The organism is Rhodococcoides trifolii, assembly GCF_014635345.1.
GTDB classification, from domain to species: Bacteria; Actinomycetota; Actinomycetes; order Mycobacteriales; family Mycobacteriaceae; genus Rhodococcoides; species Rhodococcoides trifolii.
In genome coordinates this window covers 52,379-74,113 of the sequence record NZ_BMCU01000001.1, presented here as the reverse complement: position 1 = coordinate 74,113, position 21,735 = coordinate 52,379, and the positions used below count along the sequence as shown (strand labels likewise).

General features: G+C 65.6%; 23 protein-coding genes. 9 read left to right on the top strand and 14 right to left on the bottom strand.

All coding sequences use genetic code 11. The annotated features are described in order from the left end of the window. Position 1 precedes the first annotated feature (1 nt). The 6 genes from IEW02_RS00305 to IEW02_RS00280 form a co-directional block, all read right to left on the bottom strand. Positions 2–1,648, bottom strand: a complete 1,647-nt coding sequence (locus IEW02_RS00305; protein WP_188542734.1) for an HNH endonuclease signature motif containing protein — start codon at positions 1,646–1,648, stop codon at positions 2–4. A 32-nt stretch (positions 1,649–1,680) separates the two neighbouring features. After that, positions 1,681–2,454 (bottom strand): ESX secretion-associated protein EspG, encoded by a 774-nt coding sequence (locus IEW02_RS00300; protein WP_188542733.1) that lies wholly within the window; start codon positions 2,452–2,454, stop codon positions 1,681–1,683. 1 nt (position 2,455) lies between these two features. Then, entirely contained in the window at positions 2,456–3,628 is a 1,173-nt protein-coding gene (locus tag IEW02_RS00295; protein ID WP_188542732.1) for a PPE domain-containing protein, read from the bottom strand. Beyond that, complete coding sequence (locus IEW02_RS00290) at positions 3,625–3,939, bottom strand: PE domain-containing protein (protein ID WP_188542731.1); 315 nt, start codon at positions 3,937–3,939, stop codon at positions 3,625–3,627. The genes IEW02_RS00295 and IEW02_RS00290 overlap by 4 nt, the downstream gene beginning before the upstream one ends. Before the next feature lie 66 nt (positions 3,940–4,005). Then, on the bottom strand, positions 4,006–4,350 hold the full coding sequence (locus IEW02_RS00285; protein WP_188542730.1) for a metallopeptidase family protein: 345 nt from the start codon (positions 4,348–4,350) through the stop codon (positions 4,006–4,008). 1 nt (position 4,351) lies between these two features. After that, positions 4,352–5,461: a septum formation family protein gene (locus IEW02_RS00280; protein ID WP_188542729.1), complete on the bottom strand. Its 1,110-nt coding sequence runs from the start codon at positions 5,459–5,461 to the stop codon at positions 4,352–4,354. Between the two features lie 35 nt (positions 5,462–5,496). Here IEW02_RS00280 and IEW02_RS00275 point away from each other — a divergent pair, with 35 nt between their 5' ends. The 4 genes from IEW02_RS00275 (at position 5,497) to IEW02_RS00260 (ending at position 9,436) form a co-directional block, all read left to right on the top strand. Then, positions 5,497–5,892 (top strand): ankyrin repeat domain-containing protein, encoded by a 396-nt coding sequence (locus IEW02_RS00275; protein WP_188542728.1) that lies wholly within the window; start codon positions 5,497–5,499, stop codon positions 5,890–5,892. Between the two features lie 10 nt (positions 5,893–5,902). After that, positions 5,903–7,162, top strand: coding sequence for a serine--tRNA ligase (gene serS, locus IEW02_RS00270; protein WP_188542727.1), 1,260 nt, complete (start codon positions 5,903–5,905; stop codon positions 7,160–7,162). A gap of 131 nt (positions 7,163–7,293) precedes the next feature. Next, on the top strand, positions 7,294–8,184 hold the full coding sequence (locus tag IEW02_RS00265; protein WP_188542726.1) for a trypsin-like serine peptidase: 891 nt from the start codon (positions 7,294–7,296) through the stop codon (positions 8,182–8,184). Between the two features lie 34 nt (positions 8,185–8,218). After that, the gene (locus IEW02_RS00260) at positions 8,219–9,436 is read left to right on the top strand and encodes a S8 family peptidase (protein WP_188542725.1); all 1,218 of its coding nucleotides are present in this window, start codon (positions 8,219–8,221) and stop codon (positions 9,434–9,436) included. A gap of 139 nt (positions 9,437–9,575) precedes the next feature. On the opposite strand, the gene IEW02_RS25395 is transcribed toward IEW02_RS00260, so the two are convergent. Next, a complete protein-coding gene (locus IEW02_RS25395) occupies positions 9,576–10,142 on the bottom strand; it encodes a sugar O-acetyltransferase (protein ID WP_188542724.1) in 567 nt (188 codons plus the stop codon). 86 nt (positions 10,143–10,228) lie between these two features. Here IEW02_RS25395 and IEW02_RS00250 point away from each other — a divergent pair, with 86 nt between their 5' ends. After that, positions 10,229–11,368: an MFS transporter gene (locus tag IEW02_RS00250; protein ID WP_188542723.1), complete on the top strand. Its 1,140-nt coding sequence runs from the start codon at positions 10,229–10,231 to the stop codon at positions 11,366–11,368. A gap of 4 nt (positions 11,369–11,372) precedes the next feature. Here IEW02_RS00250 and IEW02_RS00245 read toward each other — a convergent pair whose 3' ends face one another. Next, the gene (locus IEW02_RS00245) at positions 11,373–11,744 is read right to left on the bottom strand and encodes a VOC family protein (RefSeq protein ID WP_188542722.1); all 372 of its coding nucleotides are present in this window, start codon (positions 11,742–11,744) and stop codon (positions 11,373–11,375) included. Positions 11,745–11,807: 63 nt separating this feature from the next. Here IEW02_RS00245 and IEW02_RS00240 point away from each other — a divergent pair, with 63 nt between their 5' ends. After that, positions 11,808–12,563, top strand: a complete 756-nt coding sequence (locus tag IEW02_RS00240; protein WP_188542721.1) for a lysophospholipid acyltransferase family protein — start codon at positions 11,808–11,810, stop codon at positions 12,561–12,563. Here the strand turns inward: IEW02_RS00240 and IEW02_RS00235 are convergent. Genes IEW02_RS00235 through IEW02_RS00225 form a run of 3 tightly spaced genes read right to left on the bottom strand, consistent with a single transcriptional unit; the run spans position 12,560 to position 13,739 of the window. Further along, positions 12,560–12,856, bottom strand: coding sequence for a transcriptional regulator (locus tag IEW02_RS00235; RefSeq protein ID WP_188542720.1), 297 nt, complete (start codon positions 12,854–12,856; stop codon positions 12,560–12,562). The genes IEW02_RS00240 and IEW02_RS00235 overlap by 4 nt on opposite strands. After that, positions 12,853–13,260, bottom strand: a complete 408-nt coding sequence (locus tag IEW02_RS00230; protein ID WP_188542719.1) for a hypothetical protein — start codon at positions 13,258–13,260, stop codon at positions 12,853–12,855. Before IEW02_RS00230 ends, IEW02_RS00235 begins: the two co-directional genes overlap by 4 nt. A 56-nt stretch (positions 13,261–13,316) precedes the next feature. Beyond that, positions 13,317–13,739: a VOC family protein gene (locus tag IEW02_RS00225; protein WP_188542718.1), complete on the bottom strand. Its 423-nt coding sequence runs from the start codon at positions 13,737–13,739 to the stop codon at positions 13,317–13,319. A 175-nt stretch (positions 13,740–13,914) separates the two neighbouring features. Here IEW02_RS00225 and IEW02_RS00220 point away from each other — a divergent pair, with 175 nt between their 5' ends. Both IEW02_RS00220 and IEW02_RS00215 read left to right on the top strand, forming a co-directional pair. After that, positions 13,915–14,499 carry an acyltransferase gene (locus tag IEW02_RS00220; RefSeq protein WP_188542717.1) on the top strand — a complete coding sequence of 195 codons (585 nt, stop codon included), beginning with the start codon at positions 13,915–13,917 and terminating at the stop codon, positions 14,497–14,499. Beyond that, positions 14,496–16,223, top strand: a complete 1,728-nt coding sequence (locus tag IEW02_RS00215) for a glycosyltransferase family 2 protein (protein ID WP_188542716.1) — start codon at positions 14,496–14,498, stop codon at positions 16,221–16,223. Before IEW02_RS00220 ends, IEW02_RS00215 begins: the two co-directional genes overlap by 4 nt. Here IEW02_RS00215 and IEW02_RS00210 read toward each other — a convergent pair whose 3' ends face one another. From IEW02_RS00210 to IEW02_RS00200, 3 genes are all read right to left on the bottom strand, one after another. Then, positions 16,224–17,684, bottom strand: coding sequence for a hypothetical protein (locus tag IEW02_RS00210; protein WP_188542715.1), 1,461 nt, complete (start codon positions 17,682–17,684; stop codon positions 16,224–16,226). 287 nt (positions 17,685–17,971) lie between these two features. Then, positions 17,972–18,889 carry a DUF6492 family protein gene (locus IEW02_RS00205; protein ID WP_188542714.1) on the bottom strand — a complete coding sequence of 306 codons (918 nt, stop codon included), beginning with the start codon at positions 18,887–18,889 and terminating at the stop codon, positions 17,972–17,974. Continuing rightward, the gene (locus IEW02_RS00200) at positions 18,886–20,202 is read right to left on the bottom strand and encodes a hypothetical protein (protein WP_188542713.1); all 1,317 of its coding nucleotides are present in this window, start codon (positions 20,200–20,202) and stop codon (positions 18,886–18,888) included. The genes IEW02_RS00205 and IEW02_RS00200 overlap by 4 nt, the downstream gene beginning before the upstream one ends. 158 nt (positions 20,203–20,360) lie before the next feature. Between IEW02_RS00200 and IEW02_RS00195 the strand changes: the two genes are divergently transcribed. Next, positions 20,361–21,734 carry an O-antigen ligase family protein gene (locus tag IEW02_RS00195; RefSeq protein WP_188542712.1) on the top strand — a complete coding sequence of 458 codons (1,374 nt, stop codon included), beginning with the start codon at positions 20,361–20,363 and terminating at the stop codon, positions 21,732–21,734. The last annotated feature ends 1 nt before the right edge of the window (position 21,735 follow it).

Genomic DNA, 21,735 nt, shown 5'->3' with positions numbered 1-21,735 from the left:
CTCACGCGGCGTCTCGTCGTCGTTGTCGGTGGTAGGTCTCGGTGGCGGGTCGGGTCGGGTCGGTGCTCGCGGGCGGGATGATGCGGGGGTGTCGGTCGTCGCCGAGGACGATCTCCCAGCCGTGTTGGTGGACGTGTCGGTGGCATTCTCCGCAGAGCAGGGCGAGGTTGTCGAGGTCCGTCGGTCCGCCGTGCGCCCAGTGGATCAGGTGGTGCACTTGGCACCACTGGGGTGGTCGGCCGCACAGGATGCAGCACCGGTCTCGGACGGTGACGGCGGTGCGTTGGTCGGCGGTGACGGTGCGGACCGTACGTCCCATGGCGAGCGGGACGCCGGCGCCGTCGACGACGATGGGGTCGATGTGCGCGTCGCAGGTCACCAGCAGGGCGAGGGCGTGGCTGACGGGTCCGGTCCAGGCGAGCTGGAACGGCCAGTCGCCGGTGCCGGTGTCGGTGTCGGTGTCGGTGGGTGGGGTGGTGAACGCGGGTGGGACGCGGCCGGGAGGTGTGGCCGAGTGCGAACTGAGGAGGCGGTCGTCCTCGGAGCGGTCGCCCTCGGAGTGGTCGTGGCCCGGTGCGGTGTGCGCAGGGCCCGTGTCGTTCGGACCCGTGTCGTTCGGACCCGTGTCGTTCGGACCCGTGTCGTTCGGACCCGTGTCGGTGGGGCCGGTGTCGGTGCCCGCGGTGTCGGAGCTGTCGCGGCCGGTGTCGGCGGGGTTGCGGCGGGTCAGCGCGGCGAGGTCGATCGTCCCGGCGAAGGTGGGTTTGTGTCCGCCGCGGACGTGTCGGTCGAGGAGGGTGGCGAGGGCGTCGGCGGTGCGTTGGGCGGGCGGTCGGGGGTCGCGCTCGCCGTGGGGTCCGGGTACCGGGGCGCAGTGGGGGTCGAGGGCGGCTCGGAGAGTGTCGGTGGTGAGGGTGTCGAGGTCGCCGTCGAGGCGGTGGCGGCCGTTGGGGAGGGGGTGGATGGAGAGCCGGTTGAGGGCCGCGTTCTCCGACGGCGGGACCGGCGGGGTGGGCAACGGCAGCGGGTCCGGGGCAGGTGGCGGTGGCGTGGGGTCTGGTTCGGGATCGGACTCGTCGTCCGACCCGGCCGTGCGCCGGGCTTGCTGCTCGGCTGTGCGCCGAGCCTGCTCGGCTGCGGCGCGAGCTTCCTCGGCTGCGGCGCGGGCTTTTTCGGCGCGGGCGTGGGCGTCCCGGGCGGCGGCGAGGGCGAGGGTGGAGGCGCGGCGGCCGATGGTGTGGGTGGTGCCGGTGCGGGCGACGTGGAGGAGGTCGGCGACGACTTCGGTCTGCCGTTCCTGGGACAACGCGTCGGCTGCCATCACCGCGTCGAGTCCGTTGTGGATCGCGACGGTGTGGGCGTGGTGGATGTCGGCGTCGAACAGTGCTCGGTGCACGATGGGCCAGGCACCCAGCCAGTGGTCGTGGTCGAGTTGGCGGGCGGCGTTGCCGTCGGTGACGCGGGTGCCTCTGGCCCACCAGCGGGTGATGCTCGATGCGTTGAGTGTGAGGGCGAGTCCGCGGCGGTCGATTTCGGCGAGGTGCGCCAGTTTCTGTGCTGTGACGGTGTTTTCGTGTTCAGCGAGCGTGACAGCGTCGACGACCAGTTGCCGGTCGTCGATGTCGGTGAAGTCCCCCAACTCCTTCATACCGCGCAACCTACAACCCACCACCGACACACTCAGAACAGGTCGATCAACGTCTGGATTTCGGACCGGATCCGAGCGTCGGTGCCGGGAGCCAACGCTGTCCATGCGGTGCCGTCCGCCGCGTACGAGGTGGTGGCCAATATCCGTCCGCGAGGAGTTTCGAAGAGCGCTATGGGCGTCCCGATCCGTTCCGGGATCGGTCCCCGGTGACCGACCATCACGATCTCGACGTGAGTATCGGAGGCAGACAACACTTCTCCGAGAATCACCGCAGTCGCGTCGTCGCAGCCGAGAGCGACCCACGTTGCCGGCTGCGGTCGGTCGAGGGCAGCGGCCATGGTGTCTGTGGGAGCCGAGATGCCCGAGAAACGAAGCGGTGCAGCTCTGTCGACAACCATGCCGACGCCGGCTGTCCTAATTCGGTACCCCGTCGAGGTGCGGTCGGCAACAACCAGTCCGTCGACACCTGAGGAGAGGCAACGCCGTTCGATGATCGGCCCCGTCCGAGTTCGGGTGACGGTGCGTACTTCCACGTCCCACGTCGACCGGTACAGCGTCCGAAGATGTTGTGCAAGAACAGCTTCGACGTGCCCCGAACCGTCGATCACCCCGCGGGTGCGCAGCTCCGGCAGCACGCGTGCGAATGCCGGACGGCGTTCGTCGTCGTCGCGATGCGGCGGCCGCCAATCCAACACTCCCGGTAGCTCGTCGATGCCGAGATCGTGCATGACCAAGGCCATCTCGTCGTCGTCGAGGTGCAGATCGACTGCTGCGCCCATGGTGATCAACCCGCCTTCCAGCGCCATCTCACACGTCCGAATCGGAACCGATGACCGGCGGGATCACCGCGATGCCGTCGGACTCGTGGGTGATGCGATCGGCGAATCGCGTCTCGATCCGGTGATCGTCCTCGGGCCGAACCGACGACACGGGCATCGCTCCGCCGGCGACCCTGCCCTGGCCCACGTTCTCGTGCGCTCCGATCACCGCACCGGACGCCGCAGCGCCGACGCCGGAGTCGAGAGCCGGACCGGTCGAGAACGAACCGCGGGTGCGCTCGACCGCGAACCCCTCCGCTGCGAACCCGCTGCCGCCCACCCCGGCGAGACCCGACACACCGCCGTACGAGGCCGCAGCGGTGCCCGCCGACGACCGCGGTACGTACGCGGACTGCCCGGCGCCGGTGGATCCCGCCGTCGCGGGGAGTGTGGACGACCCGAGCCCGCCGATCGTCGACATGACGCTGTTCGCGGCTCCGCTTCCGACGTTCGCCACCTGCGACACCGTCGACTGCACCGTCGCCGGGTTCTGGGCGTTGGACAGTGCTGCGGCAATGGTGGCCTGCGCCGGACTGGTACGGGAGGGGTGGGTGTCGACGTCGTGTTCGGAGTCGCTGTAGCGCTGCGTGGCAGCGACACCCGTTCCTGCGCCCGCGCCGATGGCCACCGTGATCTGCGGCGGCGGTGGGACGGATCGGTGCACGGCGAGCACGCTGGTCGCGGCTTCGTACCCCTCCATCACCAACGCGGCGCGCACGTCGAGTGCCTTGTCGGCCATCTCCGCGGCCTGGGCAGACCCGTTCAGCGCTCCTCCTGCGCCGTACGCAGCCGCCTTGGTGGCCTTGACCGCCGCGATTTCGGGCAGGCTCGGCATGACCACGGCTGCCGTGGAGTACGCGGCCGCCTGAGCGCCCGCCTTCGCCGCCGACTCGGCCGCCAGTTCTGCCGTCGTGTGCGTCCACGCCACGAACGCGCCGAGGCGACTGTGCGCGGCGGATGCCGTCGAACCCTCCCATGTCGGCGCCAATTCGGCCATCACGCGCGACACGGTGGCAGCCGCGTCGGTGTACGCCGCCGCGAGGCCGGTCCACGCTGTGGCCGCGGCAGACAGTGGAACGGGCCCCGCCCCCGCGATGAGCGTCGAGGAATTGCCTGTTGCGGTGCGGGGCAGCCAGAAGACACCGGTGACTCCGAGGGTCATTGCGGCCCTCCCGCGGCCAGAGCCTCACCGAACACGCGGTCACCGTCCGCGTAACCCGCGGCCTGCGCTCGCAGCGTGGCCGCCGCCTCGTGCAGTTCGCTGATGGACGCGAGCGCTGCGGGGAAGAAACCGTCGGCCAGGGCGCCGAAGTAGCCCGCCGCGAGGAACGACACCTCCTCCGCCCCGGATGGCGGTGGCCGCAGTGCCACACCGTTCACCGACAGACTGGTCTCGAGGCGGGCGGCTGCGGCGTCGAGTTCGGCCGCAGCGGCGTGCAGGGCCTCGGGTTGAACAAGGATGTGACCGGACATGAACGAACCCCGTTTCGTCTCTCACACCCTTGGACGCGCGCGCGGCGGAAACGGTTCCGCGTCCGGTCAGCCGAATCCGAGTTGGTGGAGCCGTTCGTCGTCGATTCCGAAGTGGTGGCCGATCTCGTGGGCCACGGTGATGGCGATCTCGCGTTTGGCGTCCTCGAGGTCCTCGCTCATGTCGAGGATCGGGAGCCGGTAGATGGTGATGACGTCGGGAAGGTGACCGCTGTACTCGTACCGCTCGGTCAGGGCGATGCCCTCGTACAAGCCCAACAGGTCTTCGGTCGGGTGCTGGTCCTCGACCAGGATCACCACGTTGTCCATGTGGCGGGCGAGCTCGTGCGGCAATGTGTCGAGTGCGTCGCCGACGGCGTTCTCGAAGTCGGCCTCGGTCATGTCGACCGGCACGTCAGTTTCCGTTCTGGAACGGTGCGGCCCCCGGCAACGGCGTGGGGAGGCGTCGACCGTCGGCGAGGGGAGGCGGGGCGACCGGAGCTGCGCCGTCGATGGTGATGTCGCCACTGGCGGAACCGACGATGGTCGAGAAGCCGCCGGACTCGACTTCCTTGCCGATCGAGCAGCTGACGCGTCGACTGTTGGCGAACCAGCTCGACGCGTCGACGTTGTCCCAGAACAACGTCAGGGTCTTGTTGCGGAGAGCGTCCGGATCACCGAGGTAGTCGTTCGCCGCCGTCGTACATGTCTGCTCCAGATATTTGTCCTGGTCGTCGACGGATGGGAGCCCGTTCGGGAATTGGGGCGTCAGGTCGACGACCGACACCACCTCGAAGGCGTGCGGCTCCGAGCAGTCGACGGGATCGGTGGGCACTCCGGCCGCGATCCCGACGCACGTTCCCGCGTCCCAGACCGTGGACTGATCTTGATCCGCGACGCCGCCCACCATCGTCTGCAAGGCGCTCGTCGCACCGCTCTGCTGGATGCCGCACCTGATGCTGCGCTCGCCGTCGGCCCATCCCATTTGGCTGGGGTACATCAACCCGACGCTGTACTTACCGGTCGGGTCGAACCGGCCACTCATGTACTCCTCGACGGCCGAGACGCAGTGTTCGTCGCGCAGGGACGCGAAACGAGCCCCGTCGGGATAGGCCGCGGTGGGCCCGAATTCGGCCCCGGGGAACATCGACAGGTCGACGTTCGATGCCACCTCGAAGCGGTGCGGTTGGGCGCAGGCGACGGTCGTGAGGTCCTGACGGTCGGTGTTCGGATCGTCCGTCGGCGTCCATTGCAGACATTCCCCGGGCTCCGCGGAACCGAACGAGCTGTCCTTGGCTGCGACTGCCGCCGGTCCTGCCTCCGTCGCCAGGGACGTTCCCTGCCCGAACCCGCCCGAGACGACGAGGGTGACCACCGCCGCCACGATCGCGCCGAGAGCGAACAGCGCCAGTGTCCGGCGGGCGGTGCCGGCCGAGGCAGCGGGCAGGCCGGAGGCCGGTCGGTTGACCCCGGGCAGGCCGGAGGACGGTCGGTTGGTGCCGGGCTCTCGAGGCTTGGTGGACATCACCACCATCATGCCTGCCTGTACTTTGTGGCGGTATGACCGGTCACAACGAGGCGAGCGACGAGATCATGGATCTCGCGACCCGCGTTTTCGACATGGCCCGATCGGGTGACACGGCAGCCCTTGCCTCCTACGTCGACGCCGGCGTTCCGGTGGACATGGCGAACCAATCGGGTGACACCTTGATCATGCTCGCCGCGTACCACGGACATGCGCCGACGGTGATTGCCCTGGTCCAGCGCGGAGCCGACGTCGATCTCGCGAACGACAAGGGACAGACACCGCTGGCCGGAGCGGTGTTCAAGGGCGAGGACGACGTGGTGCGTGCCTTGGTCGACGCTGGGGCGGACGCGACTGCGGGAAGTCCGACGGCCGTCGACGCTGCCCGCATGTTCGGCCGCGAGGACTACCTGGCTTTGTTGACTCGTTAGGCTCGTCGCCGTGATCGACCTCAAATTCGTACGCGAGAACCCCGAAGCAGTCCGCGAGTCGCAGCGCACCCGCGGGGAGGATCCGTCCCTCGTCGACGCGTTGCTCGAGGCCGACGCCGCCCGTCGGGCGGCGGTTCTGGCGGCCGACAACCTCCGTGCCGAACAGAAGGCGCTCGGAAAGACGGTCGGCAAGGCGAGCCCGGAGGAGCGACCCGCTCTGCTCGAAGGTGCGTCGGCTCTGGCGGCGAAGGTCAAGGAAGCCGAGGCGGCGCAGGGCGTCGGCGACGCGGCTCTGGACGCGGCGCATCGCGCGATCTCCAACATCGTGCAGGACGGTGCTCCGGCGGGCGGCGAGCAGGATTTCGTGACGCTCGAAACCGTCGGTGAGCCCCCCGCGATCGAGAACCCGAAAGATCACCTCGAGATCGGTGAGGCGCTCGGGATCATCGACATGGAGCGCGGCGCCAAGGTCTCCGGCGCGCGCTTCTACTTCCTGACCGGATACGGCGCTCTCCTCCAGCTCGGATTGCTGCAGATGGCAGCGCAGAAGGCCGTCAAGAACGGTTTCACGATGGTGATACCGCCCGTGTTGGTGCGGCCCGAGATCATGGCCGGCACCGGTTTCCTCGGCGCGCACTCTGCCGAGATCTACCACCTGGACGAGGACGACCTGTACCTCGTCGGAACATCGGAAGTGCCTCTCGCGGGCTATCATTCGGGCGAGATCCTTGAGCTGAACGACGGGCCGAAGCGGTACGCGGGCTGGTCGTCGTGCTTCCGACGTGAAGCGGGCAGCTACGGCAAGGACACCCGCGGCATCATTCGCGTCCACCAGTTCGACAAGGTCGAAATGTTCGTCTACTGCCGTCCCGAGGATGCCGACGCCGAACACCAGCGCCTGCTCGGGTGGGAAAAGGAAATGCTCGCCGCCATCGAGGTGCCCTACCGGGTCATCGACACCGCGGGCGGCGACCTCGGGTCGTCGGCGGCCCGCAAATTCGATTGTGAGGCATGGCTTCCCACGCAGAACACGTACCGCGAGCTGACCTCGACGTCCAACTGCACCACGTTCCAGGCCCGTCGGTTGTCGGTGCGCTACCGCGACGACACCGGAAAGCCGCAGACCGCAGCAACATTGAACGGGACGCTCGCGACGACGCGGTGGATCTCGGCCATCCTCGAGAACCACCAGCAGTCCGACGGCAGTGTACGGATCCCGGAGGCGTTGGTTCCGTTCGTCGGCACCGACGTGTTGCGGCCGCCACGCTAGGTCGCCCGACCCGCGTATCGCGTCGCGCGGCCCGGGAAATCGCGTAGCGCACTACGCGTGTTCCACCCCGATCGGAAATTCAGACTCGTGGTCGTCACCATCTCGGTGACGACCGACGAGTAGGAGTTCTGATGAGCGCACTACCGACAGACCAACTGCACGAACTCGATTCGATCCCCGACGACATTAAGGAACTGCTGTCCGTGATTCCCGGGCAGGAGCAGTCCCGAGTCGACCCGAGTGCATTGTCGAGCGGCACCGACATGCCCGGCTCGAGCACCTCCGGTTTCTGCCCACCGTGGGCACGAGCCGAATCGCCCACCGTCGTCGGTACATTCGAGATCGACGGAGAGACGTTCTACGAGCCTCTCGTGCACGAGGAACCCAATCCCCTGATCTACCCGATGTGCACGGTCGGCTACGTCCGAAACAGCAACGGCAAGAGTGGATCCGGTGTGCTCGTCGGACCCAACCTATTGCTCACCGCGGGGCACGTCGCTCCCTGGGGATCCGCGTCCTGGTTCATGGAGTTCACCCCGGCCTATCGGAGCGGCACGGCACCCTTCGGCAGCTCGTACGTGCAGGCGTATCACGGCTTCAGCCCGCAGGACATTCCCAACGGTCACGACTACATCATCTGCAAGCTGTACCAGCCCCTCGGCCGCGCGTTGGGGTGGATGGGCGCCAGTTCCTTCCGCACCGAGGACGAGCTGTACGCGCGGCGCTACGTGTCCTCCGGCTACCCGGGCACGTACCAGGGGCGTCCCGCAGTCGAGCTCGACATGGGCATCCGTGACATCGACGACGACAACCCCGGTCGCGAGCTCGAGTTCGCCACCCGTGTCGACCTGGGCCCCGGTTGGTCCGGCGGACCGCTGTGGCTGCCGAACGAAGGACCGTCCGTGGTCGCAGTCTGCAGCGGCCAGGAGAAGGACGGACTCGACCCGACCCGCGTCGTCTTCGCAGGCGGAAGCCCGATGGTCGACCTCGTCAAGTACGGCTATGCCACTTGGCCGGCATGACCGACCACATCCCACCAACGACAAGGACACAGTCATGATCGACACCGAAACAGCCACTCTCACTGACGAACCCACCGGTCGGCACATCGTCACCTTCACCGATGACAGCACGCCCGAGCAACGCGCCGCAGCTCTGCGGAACATCGCCGGCGTATCCAGCGTCGCGTCGAGCGAGGACGTCGACTCGGACTCGCTCGGCGGTGCGGAAGCGATGCCGGCCGACGCGGTGATCTTCGAACAACTCGGCATCGCGGTCGCCACCGTCTCCGCGGCACAGGCCGAATCGATGGACGTGAACGGCGACACCGTCATCCTCGCCATCGAACCGGAGCACGTCATCCGCGCTCTCGTAGCCCCGGCCACCACCCGGTCGGAGCACGCGTCTGCGGCGGACACCCACCTCGCGGACACCGGCCGATACACCTGGGGCCTCCAGGCCACCCGCGCCAGCAGTTCCCCCTACGACGGCAGCGGCGTCCGTGTGGCCGTTCTCGACACGGGCTTCGATCTTACTCACCCGGACTACGTGGGACGGCCGATCGTGTCGCGGTCCTTCGTGCCCGGCGAGGAAGTCCAGGACAGGAACGGACACGGAACGCATTGCGTCGGCACCTCGTGTGGGCCGAAGACTCCCGGCACCGGACGGCGCTACGGCGTGGCGACAGGTGCGTCCATCTACGTCGGCAAAGTCCTCAGCAACGCCGGATCCGGCACCGATACCGGCATCATCGCCGGTATCGAGTGGGCGATGTCGCAGGGGTGTGCGGTGATCTCGATGTCGCTCGGCGCCAACGTGCGCGAGCAGGTCGTGGCGTACGAGACGATCGGACGCCGCGCGCTCGCAGCGGGAGTGCTCATCATCGCCGCGGCCGGCAACAACGCGCACCGACCGGGTGATCCCGGGTTCGTGGGCAGCCCCGCGAACGCCACCACCATCATGGCCGTCGCGGCGCTGGCGTCGGACCTGCGGATTGCTTCCTTCTCGGCGCGCACCAACCCTATCGGCGGCGGTGAGATCGACATCGCAGGTCCCGGTCTGGACGTCTACTCGTCCTGGCCGATGCCGGACCGCTACCGGTCCATCAGCGGGACGTCGATGGCGACGCCGCACGTGGCGGGCATCGCGGCGTTGTACGCGCAGGCAACGGGCAAGCGCGGACGCGACCTGTGGGACGAGTTGGCCTCCACGTCCGAGACACTGCCGCTCCCGACGTTGGACATCGGTGCGGGACTGGCCAGCGCACCTCGGTGAACGACGGTGTGCACGGTGAGTCGCTCGACGGGCGACTCACCGTCGCCGCGCCAGGTCGACGCCACGACTCGCGAAATGTGTACCGCCAGAATGCCTCCGACCTGTGAATGCTGTCGGCCGCGTCAGCGCAGGCGACGGCTCACACCGTCTTGATCACCCGTGCCGGATTCCCCACGGCCACCGAGTTCGCGGGAACATCCCTGGTGACCACCGACCCGGCGCCGATCACGCTGTTCGCCCCGATGCTGACGCCGGGGCACACGATCACCCCGCCGCCGAGCCACACGTTGTCGCCGATCGTGATCGGGGCACCGGCCTCCCACCCCTCGCGCCGTTCCATCGGATCGAGCGGATGCGTCGGCGTCAGCAGTTGGACGTTCGGACCGATCTGAACGTCGTCGCCGATCGTGATGGGTGTGACGTCGAGTGCGACCAGGCCGAAGTTCACGAACGTCCTCGACCCGACTCGGATGTTGTACCCGTAGTCGACCCGCAGCGGCGGGCGGATGGACACGTCGTCCCCGACCTCGGCAAGCAACCGTTCCAGAATGTCGTGTCGTTCGGCCCGTTGCCGCGCCGATGTCGCGTTGTATTCGATAATGAGTTCGTCTGCAGCGCAGTAATCTTCGATCAGTTCGGTACCTGCGGTGCGGTAACTCTCGCCGGCGGTCATACGCTCGCGTGCGGTGCGGGGATCGGTAGCCATGGACACCACGCTACAAACCTCTGGTGTCGTGCACACGGATGTCCTACCATCGGCCCATGCTTTGACGACGCCCCAATGCCTTCGACGTGCGCACGGTTGCCTACTCGGCTGTGGGCGAAATTGTGCCGCTCTACGCGGTGTACGCCATCGTCTTCCGAGACAACGGGCTCGATACCGCGCAGATCTCGACGTTGTTCGTCGTGTGGTCGATGACCGCGTTCGTTCTCGAAATCCCGTCCGGCGCATGGGCCGACAGTTACTCGCGGCGCGCACTGATGGTCTTTGCGTCACTCCTCGTGTCGGCCGCCTTTGCCGCGTTCACCGTCGGCACGTCGTACTGGTGGTTCGCGGCAGGGTTCGTGCTCTGGGGGGCGAGCACCGCCGTCGTCTCCGGTACCTACCAGGCGCTCGTCTACGACGAGTTGGTTCGTCAGGGTCGGCCCGACTCCTACGCCGGGCTGATGGGCATCGCGGAAGCGACGTCGATGGTGACGACCGTGCTCGCCTACCTCGTCGCCGCCCCGATTCTGACCCTGGAGAACGGCCTACAGCTCGTCGGATGGGTCAGTGTCGCAGTCGTTCTGGTCCAAGCTGCGATCGCCGCTGGATTCCCCGACCCTCCCGCCTACTTCGGCGACGACAGTGCCTCGTACCTCGCAATGCTCCGGGAGGGGGTCGGGGAGGCGGCGCGACACAGGGTCGTACGGCGCGCGGTGCTCTTCGTCGCGATGCTGACCGGCCTGCTGGCGTTCGACGAGTACTTCCCTCTCGCGGCGGACGACGAAGGCGCATCCCTCACCGGCGCCGCGCTTCTCGTCGCACTTCCCGCGACCGCCCAGGCGCTCGGTACCGCGGTTGCCGGCCGGACGTCGCGCATGTCGAATCGAACGGTCGCGGTGATGCTCGGCGTCGCGTCGGTGGCGCTCGCGGAGGTGCCCGTATCGGGGCAGATCGGCGGATTCATCGCTCTCGCAGTGGCATACGGACTGATGTACAACGTCGTGATCGTCGCCGAGGCACGATTACAGGATTCGATCGAGGGTGAGGCACGTGCCACGGTGACGTCGGTGTCCGGCTTTCTGTCCGAGGCGGTCGCGGTCGCCGTCTTCGCGTACGTGGCGACGGGATCCACGGTTACCGCACTGATCCCGCTCGTGGGAGCACTCGCTGTGCCCACTCTGGGTCTGGCTCTCGCGGCGCGGAAGTGGGTTCCGGCGCCGCGCTGAGATCTCATGTTCCTGCGACGACCACCAGGTACCCGTCGGGATCTCGAATCCAGATCTCGCGGTGACCGGCATTGGGATTGTGGTGGGCTTCGGTGACCACCACGGGGTCGGCTGCGCGTATGCGGTCCGTCGCCTGATCGAAGTCCGCTGCCGCGAACCACAAGGCAACACCGTTTCCGAGGGGTGTCCCCGCGGCGCCGATCGGCTCGTGGTGATGGGTCTCGTCCAGCCGGTGCAACTGGAGGACCATCGTCGCGTCGAACAGAAGTTGCTCGTAGTCGTGCCCTCCGTGTCCGCTGACCAGGCCCAACGTGACTCGGTACCAAGATCGAGAGGCGTCGATGTCCGAGACGGCGATCATCGGTTGCGGATGCATGAACTCACGGTAGAAAGCGTCGAGCTCGGCCGCCTTGTACGAATGAGCGGTTACGCTGCATCCGTGGAACCCGTCTACCGCACCGTCATCGGCATCGCCCGCACCGTCTTTGCAGCGGAGGGCCTGAAGTTCACGATCACGGGCGAGAACAACATCCCCGCCAGGGGTGGCGCGGTGATCGCCGTCAATCACACCGGTTACCTGGACTTCACCTACGCGGGCATCGCACCACGCTCGGTCAAGCGCTACATCCGGTTCATGGCCAAGAAGGAGGTCTTCGACAACAAGATCTCCGGCCCGATAATGCGCGCGCTGAAGCACATTCCGGTCGACCGGGCGGCGGGCGCCGATTCGTATCGCGCAGCCGTCGAGGACCTGAAGAAGGGTGAATTGGTCGGGGTCTACCCGGAGGCGACCATCAGCCGCAGTTTCGAGATCAAGGAATTCAAGTCCGGCGCGGCACGGATGGCCATCGAAGCGCAGGTGCCCATCATCCCGACCGTCATCTGGGGTGCACAACGTGTATGGACCAAGGGCTTTCCGAAGCGGCTCGGACGCACGAACACCCCGATCTCGATTGCGGTCGGTCAGCCCATTCCGCCCAACCTGCCCGCGCCCGAACTGACCGCTCTGCTTCGCGCGACGATGCAGGGAATGCTCGCCGAACTCCAGAAGAGTTACGAACACCCGGCGGGGGAGTACTGGGTGCCGGCACGGCTGGGTGGCAGTGCGCCCACGTTGGCCGAGGCCGATGTGATGGACCGAGCAGACGTCGACGCTCGTACCGCGGCTCGCGAGGCGAGGAAGAAGCAGAGTTAGCCCTGCGCAACCGATTCGGCGATCGATCGTAGGTACTCGACGTGTTCCCCGAGGGCGCGACGTCCGGCGTCGGTCAAGCTCAACCGGGTCTTCGTGTAGCGGGCAGCGCTGACCTTGCGAATTTCTACGTAACCCTTGTCGCTGAGCGTGGTGAGATGCTTGGACAGGCTGGACTGCGAGATGGCGCAGTAGTCCTGGACCACCTTGAAGTCCGCTTCCGTACAACCTGACAGGTATCCGCAGATCTTCAGACGTGTTGGTGCGGACAAGGTTTCGTCGAGGATGGCAGTCACTTGGGTAGTCCCCACCCGCGGAGGGCGAAGAAGTAGGTCACGGCTACGACGATGCCGAACACGAGGTACACGACCGCGAGTGTGGTGTCGGCGTTCAGACCACAGACGAACAGGGTCACGAAGCTGATCGACCAGACGATGTTGGTCTGGCGTACCTGCCCCTGATACCCGTCGAGGCCCCGTCGCGTGCGATAGAGGGTGGGCAGCAGGTAGGCCGCTGCGAGAAGGGCAACGCTGAGCAACCTCGTGATTGCGACTGCATCCGGCCGGCCTAGCAAGGCGACTCCCACACCGGCGAGCACGGCAGCACCGACGGTGACGGCGATGGGGAGTGACGGTCGGGCCGAATCGCGGTGTGCACGCCGCACGGCGTCCAGCTGGGCTCGGGCTTCGTTCTGATCCATGACTCCAACCTAGCATCTACATTCCTTATCGGAAAGTAGATGCTAGGCGGCATACGTCAGTTGTTCGGGCCGGCGATTTCCAGCGCGATATTGTCGGGGTCGCGGAACTCCAGGATGGCCATGCCGGCGTCACCGAGATCCTTGACGCCCTCGTGCGCGACGCCCAAGTCGTCGAGCACCTTGGCTGCGTCGTGCAGGTCTTGCAAGCTACCGACCGTGAAGCTCAGGTGGTCGAGGCCCGTGCGGTCCTCGTGGAACGAGTCGTCGGCAACCGGGCGCAAGCCGAGCAATCCGCCGCCGAACTTGTAGATGACGCCGCCGAAGAGGAACGCGAGCGCTTCCTTGGTCGCCTCGTCCGGGTTCGGGGGCAGCTCGAAGGCCACGTCGAAGCCGAAGACGGAATCGTAGAACGCGCGCGACTTCTCGATGTCGGTGACGGTGAGTCGGACGTGGTTGTAGTCGACTGCTGCGATAGGCACAAAAACTCCTTGGTTAGGTTTCGGACATCGAACATTCGACACCGTGCATGAGTTCGATTGCTGCGGCGTGAAATCGAAACGGTTGATTCACCCTTTTCGGGTACACATAGCAAACCGATGGTGCACAATCGTTCTGATTCGATCAGCCTGTCACTCCGCCAGTTGGAGAACCGCGATGCCGTCCGATTCGGGCTCCGACACCGAGCAACCCGAGGGACCGTTCGTGCACCCACTGGGGCTTTGCGAGAGCTCCGAGGTGGGCTCGGGCACCAGGGTATGGGCGTTCGCACACGTCCTGGACGGCGCTGTTGTCGGGGTGGAGTGCAATGTGTGCGACCACGCCTACATCGAAGGCGGTGCCGTGGTCGGCGATCGCGTGACGGTGAAGAACCGTGTGAGCATCTTCGAAGGAGTGACGATCGAGGACGACGTGTTCCTCGGACCGTCGGTCACCTTCACCAACGATTCGAGGCCGCGTGCCCATATCCGACGCGGCGGTGACGCACTGTCGAAGACCCTCGTGCGAGCCGGCGCCACTCTGGGGGCCGGTGTCGTGGTGGTGTGCGGAACAACGATCGGGAACCATGCCTTCGTGGGCGCGGGAGCTGTGGTGACGCGTGACGTGCCCGCACATGCTTTCGTCGTGGGGAACCCGGCGCGGCAGCTCGGGTGGGTGTGCATCTGTGGGGAGCGATTGGATGACGCGCTGAGCTGCACGTGTGGGCGGTCCTTCGCCGAGAGTGCTGATGGTGTGGCATGACGAAATTTGCGTCGGTCGGTGTGCCCGTCGAGGTGGCGGTGATCGTGGTGACCTACGACAGTGCTGCCGTGATCGACAACCTGATCGCCAGCGTCAGACGCGCCACGAGGGGAATCTCGGCCAGGTTGGTGGTGGTCGACAACGAGTCGACGGACGACACGCGTCAGCGTGTGTCGGCGCATGGAGACGTCCAGCTGGTACGGCCGGGAGCGAACACTGGTTATGCCGGAGGAATCAACGCAGCACGAGCTCATCTCGGTGTCTGTGAATCGGTCCTCGTGCTCAACCCGGATCTCGTCCTCGCCGCGGACGCCGTGCATTCGATGCTCGGTCATCTGATCGATCCGGTTGTGGGAGTTGTCGTTCCACGCCTCGTCGACGAGTCCGGCACCACGTACACGTCCATCCGTAGAGAGCCCTCCCTGCTCTCGGCGACCATCGACGCCATGGTGGGAAGCCATGTGACTCGGAGACCGGAATGGTCGAGCGAAACCCTCTACAACCGTTGGCGATACGAGTACCCGCAGGACATCGAATGGTCCACCGGTGCAGCGCTCCTCGTGCGCCGCGATGTGATGGATGCAGTCGGCGAATGGGACGAACAGTTCTTTCTGTACTCGGAGGAAACCGACTTCTTCCGCCGCACGCGGGACCGCGGGTGGACGGTGATGTACGACCCGGCTGCGCATGCCTGCCATCACGGCGGCGGCTCGGGAACCAGCACAGCCCTGACGAGCCTCATGGCAGTGAACCGAGTCAAGTACATCGAGAAGTACCACTCGGCTTTCTACGCTCTCGCCTTCCTGATCGTGGTCGTCCTCTCGGAGGCGGTGCGCGGGAACCATGGCACCGCCCGCATGGTGGCCAATCGGGAGGCCTGGCCGTCTCTGCCGCGTCGCACCCTGCCGCGGCGGCCGGACATGGGGTCCATCGTGGTGCCGGCGCACGACGAGTCGTCGGTGATCACCCGGACGCTCGTTCCGCTCGGATCGCTTGCCGCGGAGGGAATCGTCGAGATCCTCGTGGTGTGCAACGGGTGCTCGGACGACACCGCCGAGAGGGCTCGTGCGATCGAGGGTGTGCGGGTGATCGAGATCGAGACCGCGTCGAAGGTCGCAGCTCTGAACGCGGGTGACGCATCGGCGACGCTGTGGCCGAGGATCTATCTCGACGCCGACGTCGTGCTCACGGCCGATGCTGCGGTCGAGGTACTCACCTCACTGAGCGAGGGCCGCGTGCTCGCTGCTCGTCCGTCGTCGACGTACGCCGTCGACGACGCCTCCTTCTGGGTGAGACGGTATTACGCGGCGAGGTCGCGAATACCGTCCTTCCGTCACGCGCTGTGGGGCGCAGGTTGCTACGCACTGAGCGAGGACGGTCACCGACGGCTCGGCTCGTTCCCCGATGTCATAGCCGACGACGTTCACGTGGACAACCAGTTCGATGCGATCGAGAAGAGATCGGTGGTCACCGATCCTGTGGTGATCTCGGTTCCGCGTGATGTGCGAAGTCTCGTCACCGTGTTGAATCGCAATTATCGAGGTAATGCCGGTGTGGAAGCCAACACGGTTGTGCAGCAGTCGATTCAAGAGCTGATCGGCCACGTGCGGGGTCCGGTGAGCTTTCTCGATGCGGCCACCTACGCCGCTTTCGCGTTGGCCGGCCGTGTTGTTGCGCGCCGCTCGTCGGACGCTGGGTGGCAGCGGGATCTCAGCAGCCGCTGATCAGGACGGCAAGCACGACCCGGCTCCGTCGATCTTGTAGATGTGGACGGCATTGCCGTCGGCGAAATCATCGCTGAACGTTCCGTTCTTGATGGGGATCGTCCTGTTCTCGTCGACAACCGTCGCGGACGACACGTTGCACCCGACCGTGATGCTAGCTCGAACCGCACCGGCCTGTGCCGAACCCGACATGACGTAGAGCGATCCCTGATAGCTCTTGGCCGACAGATCGATACCCGCCGAGTGCGAGACCAAGCCGTCGACGAACGGGGCGTTCAGCACTGGAGCCAATCGTGACACCTGCTGATTGATGGCCGTCACAGCCGATCGAAGGGGGGCCCCACAATCTCGAATGATGTGCTGCGTCTGGCAGTTTCCCCCGAAATTGTGGTTGAAGTACTCGATGCCGCGAGCCCCGTTGATCAGGCTGCTCCACACCGCGGCCTTGATCTGAGGAGCGGTGATGGTCGGTGCATAGGACTCGGTGAACGGGTGGCCGAGTTCGATGAATGCCCACACCGGTTTGGACGCAGCAGGAGTGACAAGCGAGCGAACCCGCTGAACCACCTTCCCGTAGTTGGTGGCCAGGCGGCATTGTGCCGCGGGTACAGCGGATGCCCCACCGTTGATCAGGTTGCCGCCCTCGTACTGGTTGCACACGTTCGGGTCGGTGAACCAGTAGATGTCGGTCGACACCACGTCCTGGTAGTTGTTCACGAATTGAGCTGCCTGCGTGTTGGTTTCCCAGTACGCGACACCCTTCCCGTAGTTCGACACCACCATGCGGCCCGCCGGAACCTTGCTACGTGCTGCACTCATGACCGTGTATCCACACTGACTGTTCGCGGGTCGACAGATGTCTCCCTGACCCGGGTAGTTCCCGGTCCACGGTGACGAACCGGGACCCGCCCACATGTCCGCTTCGTCTGTCGTGAAATAGCCTGCGGTGGGTGTGTTCGCACCGGCGAAGCTGGTGATCGCGTACATCCCGTTGGCGGTGATGCGGGGGATGTCCGTGTTCGCGGTCGGTTCGAGATAGGTGTTGATCCCGGCTGCCTTGTCGACGGGCCAGCCGGTGTCGTCCACCACCGATTCCTGCCACAGGGCGATGGGAAAGAACGTGGGCGACGTCGGCAGAGCACCGGTGAAACGAGAATAGAAGGCGGGACCGCCGTCCACCGGGCGCAGGGTGCCGGTTCCCGTCACCGGCGGCGCGGTCGTCGTCGTGATCGGCGGTGTGGTGGGCGCGGCGGTGGTCGGAGGGGGAGTCGTGGTCGTGGGTGGCCGGGCGGTGGTGGTAGGCACCGGCGTCGTGGTCCGGGTGGGCGGACGCGTCGGCATCTGGCCGATCAGCCCGCACGACGAGGCGAGAAGGCAGACGACGCCGAGTAGTCCGAGCCGCAACAGAATTCGCCGAGAAAAGCTCCTCGAACGGCGATGGAGAATATGTGCGCGAGTCATGAGAACTTCTTCCGGCAATGTATTTCGCAGGCGTAGCGAAATAGCGCGCGAATGGTCTGAGCCACACACTAGCTCCGAAACTGGTTGCTGCAAACGTCAATTCGGAGATGATTCCTGATACCGACTGTCGGCCGGAATTCGGGTTCGGCGGCGGTTCCGGTCCGCGGCGACATTGCAAGTTTAAAGCTGGAGTTCGCTACTCCAGCACCCTGCTTTCCTCCGAACAACGATTTCGGAAGACGTGACCTGTGAGGTTTCCGGAATGGAATCCGGAACGTAGACCGACTTCACCGACGCCGGGCGATGGCATCCGCGATCAGCGTTCGCCGAAGGTCGATCGGTGTTCGCGACGTGGACTGGATCTGGAGAGCGACGTCGTTCGAGTCGATGTCGTCGATCAGGTGTTCCGCCGACGACGCAGTCAGACTCACCGGGTCCCAATGGCTGGCGCACCGAGTGGTGGGGCGGGTGTAGGCGCGGCGGGCCTCGTCGGCGATGTGGTCCATGTACGTCCCGTACAGCGTGCATTCCGAGAAGTGGAGCGAGCCGCTCACGGCGCGCAGCCAGGTCTTACCGGCCACCGAGGACACGTGCGCGAGCATGTCGCGTACGACGGCCGGCTCCCAGGTGATGAACCCGGCGATGTAATCGGGTCGGACGTGTGGCTGCGTGGCCTGCAGTCCGAGAAGCCGGCGAGCATTGTCGTGCCACCGCTGGTGTTCGGTCATGGCGAGTGTGACCCCCGCGGGGTCCGCGTAGAAGCGGGTCGCAGACCCCCGGCGCACATCTCGGTGACTCAGCTCCGCGATCAGACTGACGTCCGAATCGATTATCAGCACGGTGTCGGCCGTGCTTGCCGCGGCAGCCGCCAGTTTCACGATCTGTTGCAGGATCCATCCGCGCAGCGGTGGCCACGGTTGTCGTGCGTCGATCGCGTGAATCTTCGAGATCTTCTCCAGTGGTCCGACTTTCGAGGTCCACCGCGTGGCGGGCCGAACCGAGAACATCGTTCGCGGAAGAAAGGCATCGACACTCGTCACGTCGAGACGAGGTGATCGGATCGATCGGAAGAGCTCGAGGTCGCCGCTCGGCACCACGACCCGATGTCGTGCGGAGTCCGTGAATCGAAGGACGGAGTTGTGCAGGTCCTCGAACAGCTCGAAGTCGGGTCGGTACGACGGAGTGAGGATGTCGAGGGATGTCACGACCACTCCGGAATGCACTCGGCGGACCCGTTGATTCTGTAGACATGGACTGCGTTCGCGTCGGCGAAGTCGTCCACGAATCGACCGTCCGCGATCGGAATCCGACGGTTCTCGTCCACCACCTCTGCGTCGGACGCATCGCACCCCACGGTGATCTCTGCCGTGCCCGGGTCGGACACCGACGCACCGGCGAGAACGTAGAGGGAGCCGTCGTACGTCTTGGAAGCAAGATCGACATTGTCGGTCCCGGAGACCACGCCGTCGACGAACGGAGCGTTCAGCACGGGCGAGAGTCGTCGTATCTGATCGTTGATCGCCGTCACGCCCTGCTGCAGTTCGGGACCGCAGTCCCTGATCGCGTGTTGTGTCATGCAGTCACCGGCGAAGTTGTGGACGAAGTAGCTGATCCCTCGCGCTCCGTTGATCAGATTGCTCCACACCGCGGCCCTGATTTCCGGGACGGTGATCGTGGGGGCAGCCGACTCGGTGAACGGATGTCCGACCTCGACGAAGCCCCACACCGGCGTGCTCCCCGCAGGTTCGATCAGAGACCGCACACGCTGCAGCGTGCGCCCGTAGTTCGCAGCGAGGCGACACCGCTCGGTTGGTATCGGCTTCCCGGACCCGATGAGCGCACCGCCCTCCGAGGCGCCGCAGACATTCGGGTCGGTGAACCAGTAGACGTCGATCGACACCACGTCCTGACTGTTCACGAAACGGGCTGCGTCCGTGTCGGATTCCCAGAAGGCAACTCCCTTACCGTAATTGGCCATGGACATGCGCCCGGGGGGAACGGTCGCGGTCTCGGCGTCGAGCACGGTGTACCCGCACTGGGATTTCTCGGGGGAACAGACTGGCCCGGCCCCTGGATCGTTTCCGGACCAGGCCGCGGACCCCGGGCCCGCCCACATATCGATTTCGTCACCGAGGAAGTAGGCCGCAGACGGCGCATCTGCGGGCGCCCAACTCGTGATTGCGTGCAGGCCCTGCTCGGCCACGATGTCGAGATCCGAGTTCGGTGTCGGCTGCAAGTAAGTGTTGGCGCCGACGGCTACGTCGGTGGGCCAACCGGTGTCGTCGACGACGGACTCGGCCCACAAGGCGATGGGAAAGAAGTCGGGTGTGGTGGGGAGGGAATTCGTGAATTGCGCGTAATAGTCCGGACCACCGTCGACGGGTCTGAGCGCAGGAGTCGTTTCCCCTTCGGTACGCGGTTTCGGCGAGTTCACGCCGTCACTGGAACAAGCCCCGCCGGCGACCACCAGGAAAACGGTGACGAGCAGGATTTCGACGGAACGAACGCGGGGAATCATGGATTCGACCCCTCGGTGTCCATCCGTGCATACTAGTGGACGGTTATCACCCACCGCTTCCTGTTCGGCGGTATGCTTTCGACGAATCAGCCGTCATCGCGGGGGCGTTGCGCGGGTTCCGAGCGCTTGATTATCGAACGAGAATTCCGAATCGGATCATGAGCAACGAGTTACGTCATTTCGAGGTCCAATCCACCCGCGATTCACCGACCTCGGCAGCGATCGACCAGGTGGCAGTGCCCTGGTTGCTCAAAGCGGTCCCTGTACTGACATTCGTCCTGCCGGCGGACATGATCGTGGGGCCGTTCGGCGCGAACGGCTATCTCGCGATGATGGCAGCAATTGCGCTTTTTGCGTTGTGGGCCGTGTCGGCTGTGTGGGGTTTGCACGATCCGGTTCGATTTCGTAACCCTGCGCGGGTAGGTCTCGCACTGTTCTGGATCGCGTCGGTAGCGTCCTACGTCAACATGGCCGCCGGCCCGGCCGACGCAGTCGGACGGGCGGCCGCGGACCGTTGGCTGCTGATGTTGATGGGGTGGACAGCGTTGGTGCTGGTCACCGCCGAAACGGTGCGAACCCGACACGCCGCAATGGTTTTGGTGCGATGCGTCGTTCTCGGTGCGACGGTGTGTGCTGTCGTGTCGCTGTATCAGTTCGTCGTCGGATCGGATCCGCTGGACTATGTCCGTGCCGTCATGATCGGAATGTCCGACAACGGTGGGGCCACCACGTTCCAGAACCGCGGACTTCTCCTGCGCGTAGCGGGAAATACGTTCAGTCCCATCGAACTCGGCATGGTCATGTCCATGGTTCTTCCGCTGGCGGTGTGGCGCGCGTTGTACGACAACCGGGGACGCGCCGTCTCGCACTGGATTCAATGTGCACTCATTGCTTTCGCCTGTGTGATGACGGTGTCCCGTTCGGCGGTGATCGGACTGGTGATCGCCGGTGTGGTCACGATCCCGTTCCTGCCGCCGCAGGCTCGCAAGTGGTCGTCGATCGCAGTTCCGGGAGCGCTCGTCACGGTGTTTCTCGCGGTGCCGGGACTGATAGCCACCATGGCAGCGCTGTTCAGCTCGAGCAGTGACACCGATCCGTCGATCGCCAATCGGGTGAACAACTATCCCAGAGTCCAAGCTCTGGTTCTCGAACGGCCCGTTCTCGGAATGGGCCCGGCAACTTTCATACAATCCGATGCCCGCGGCATCCTCGACAATCAATATCTACAAACGTCGGTCGAAATGGGTTTGATCGGTCTCGTTGCTCTCGTGCTGTTCTTCGCAATTCCTCTCGTGGCGTCCTTGGCGTGTGCAGTCTGGGTGAAAGAGCCGGTTCTGCGCTTGCTGGCCGCGTCGATCGCGTCGGCGATGGCCGTTGCCCTGATCGGATCGGCGACGTTCGACTCGCTGTCGTTCCCTGTTTTCAAGTTGGTGGTTCCACTGTTCGTCGGCCTGTCCGGCGCAGTGTGGATCATGTCGAGAGCCGAGCCGGGGCGTGGAGCTCCGTCGTCGGTTCGCACGGTCGAAAGGTAAC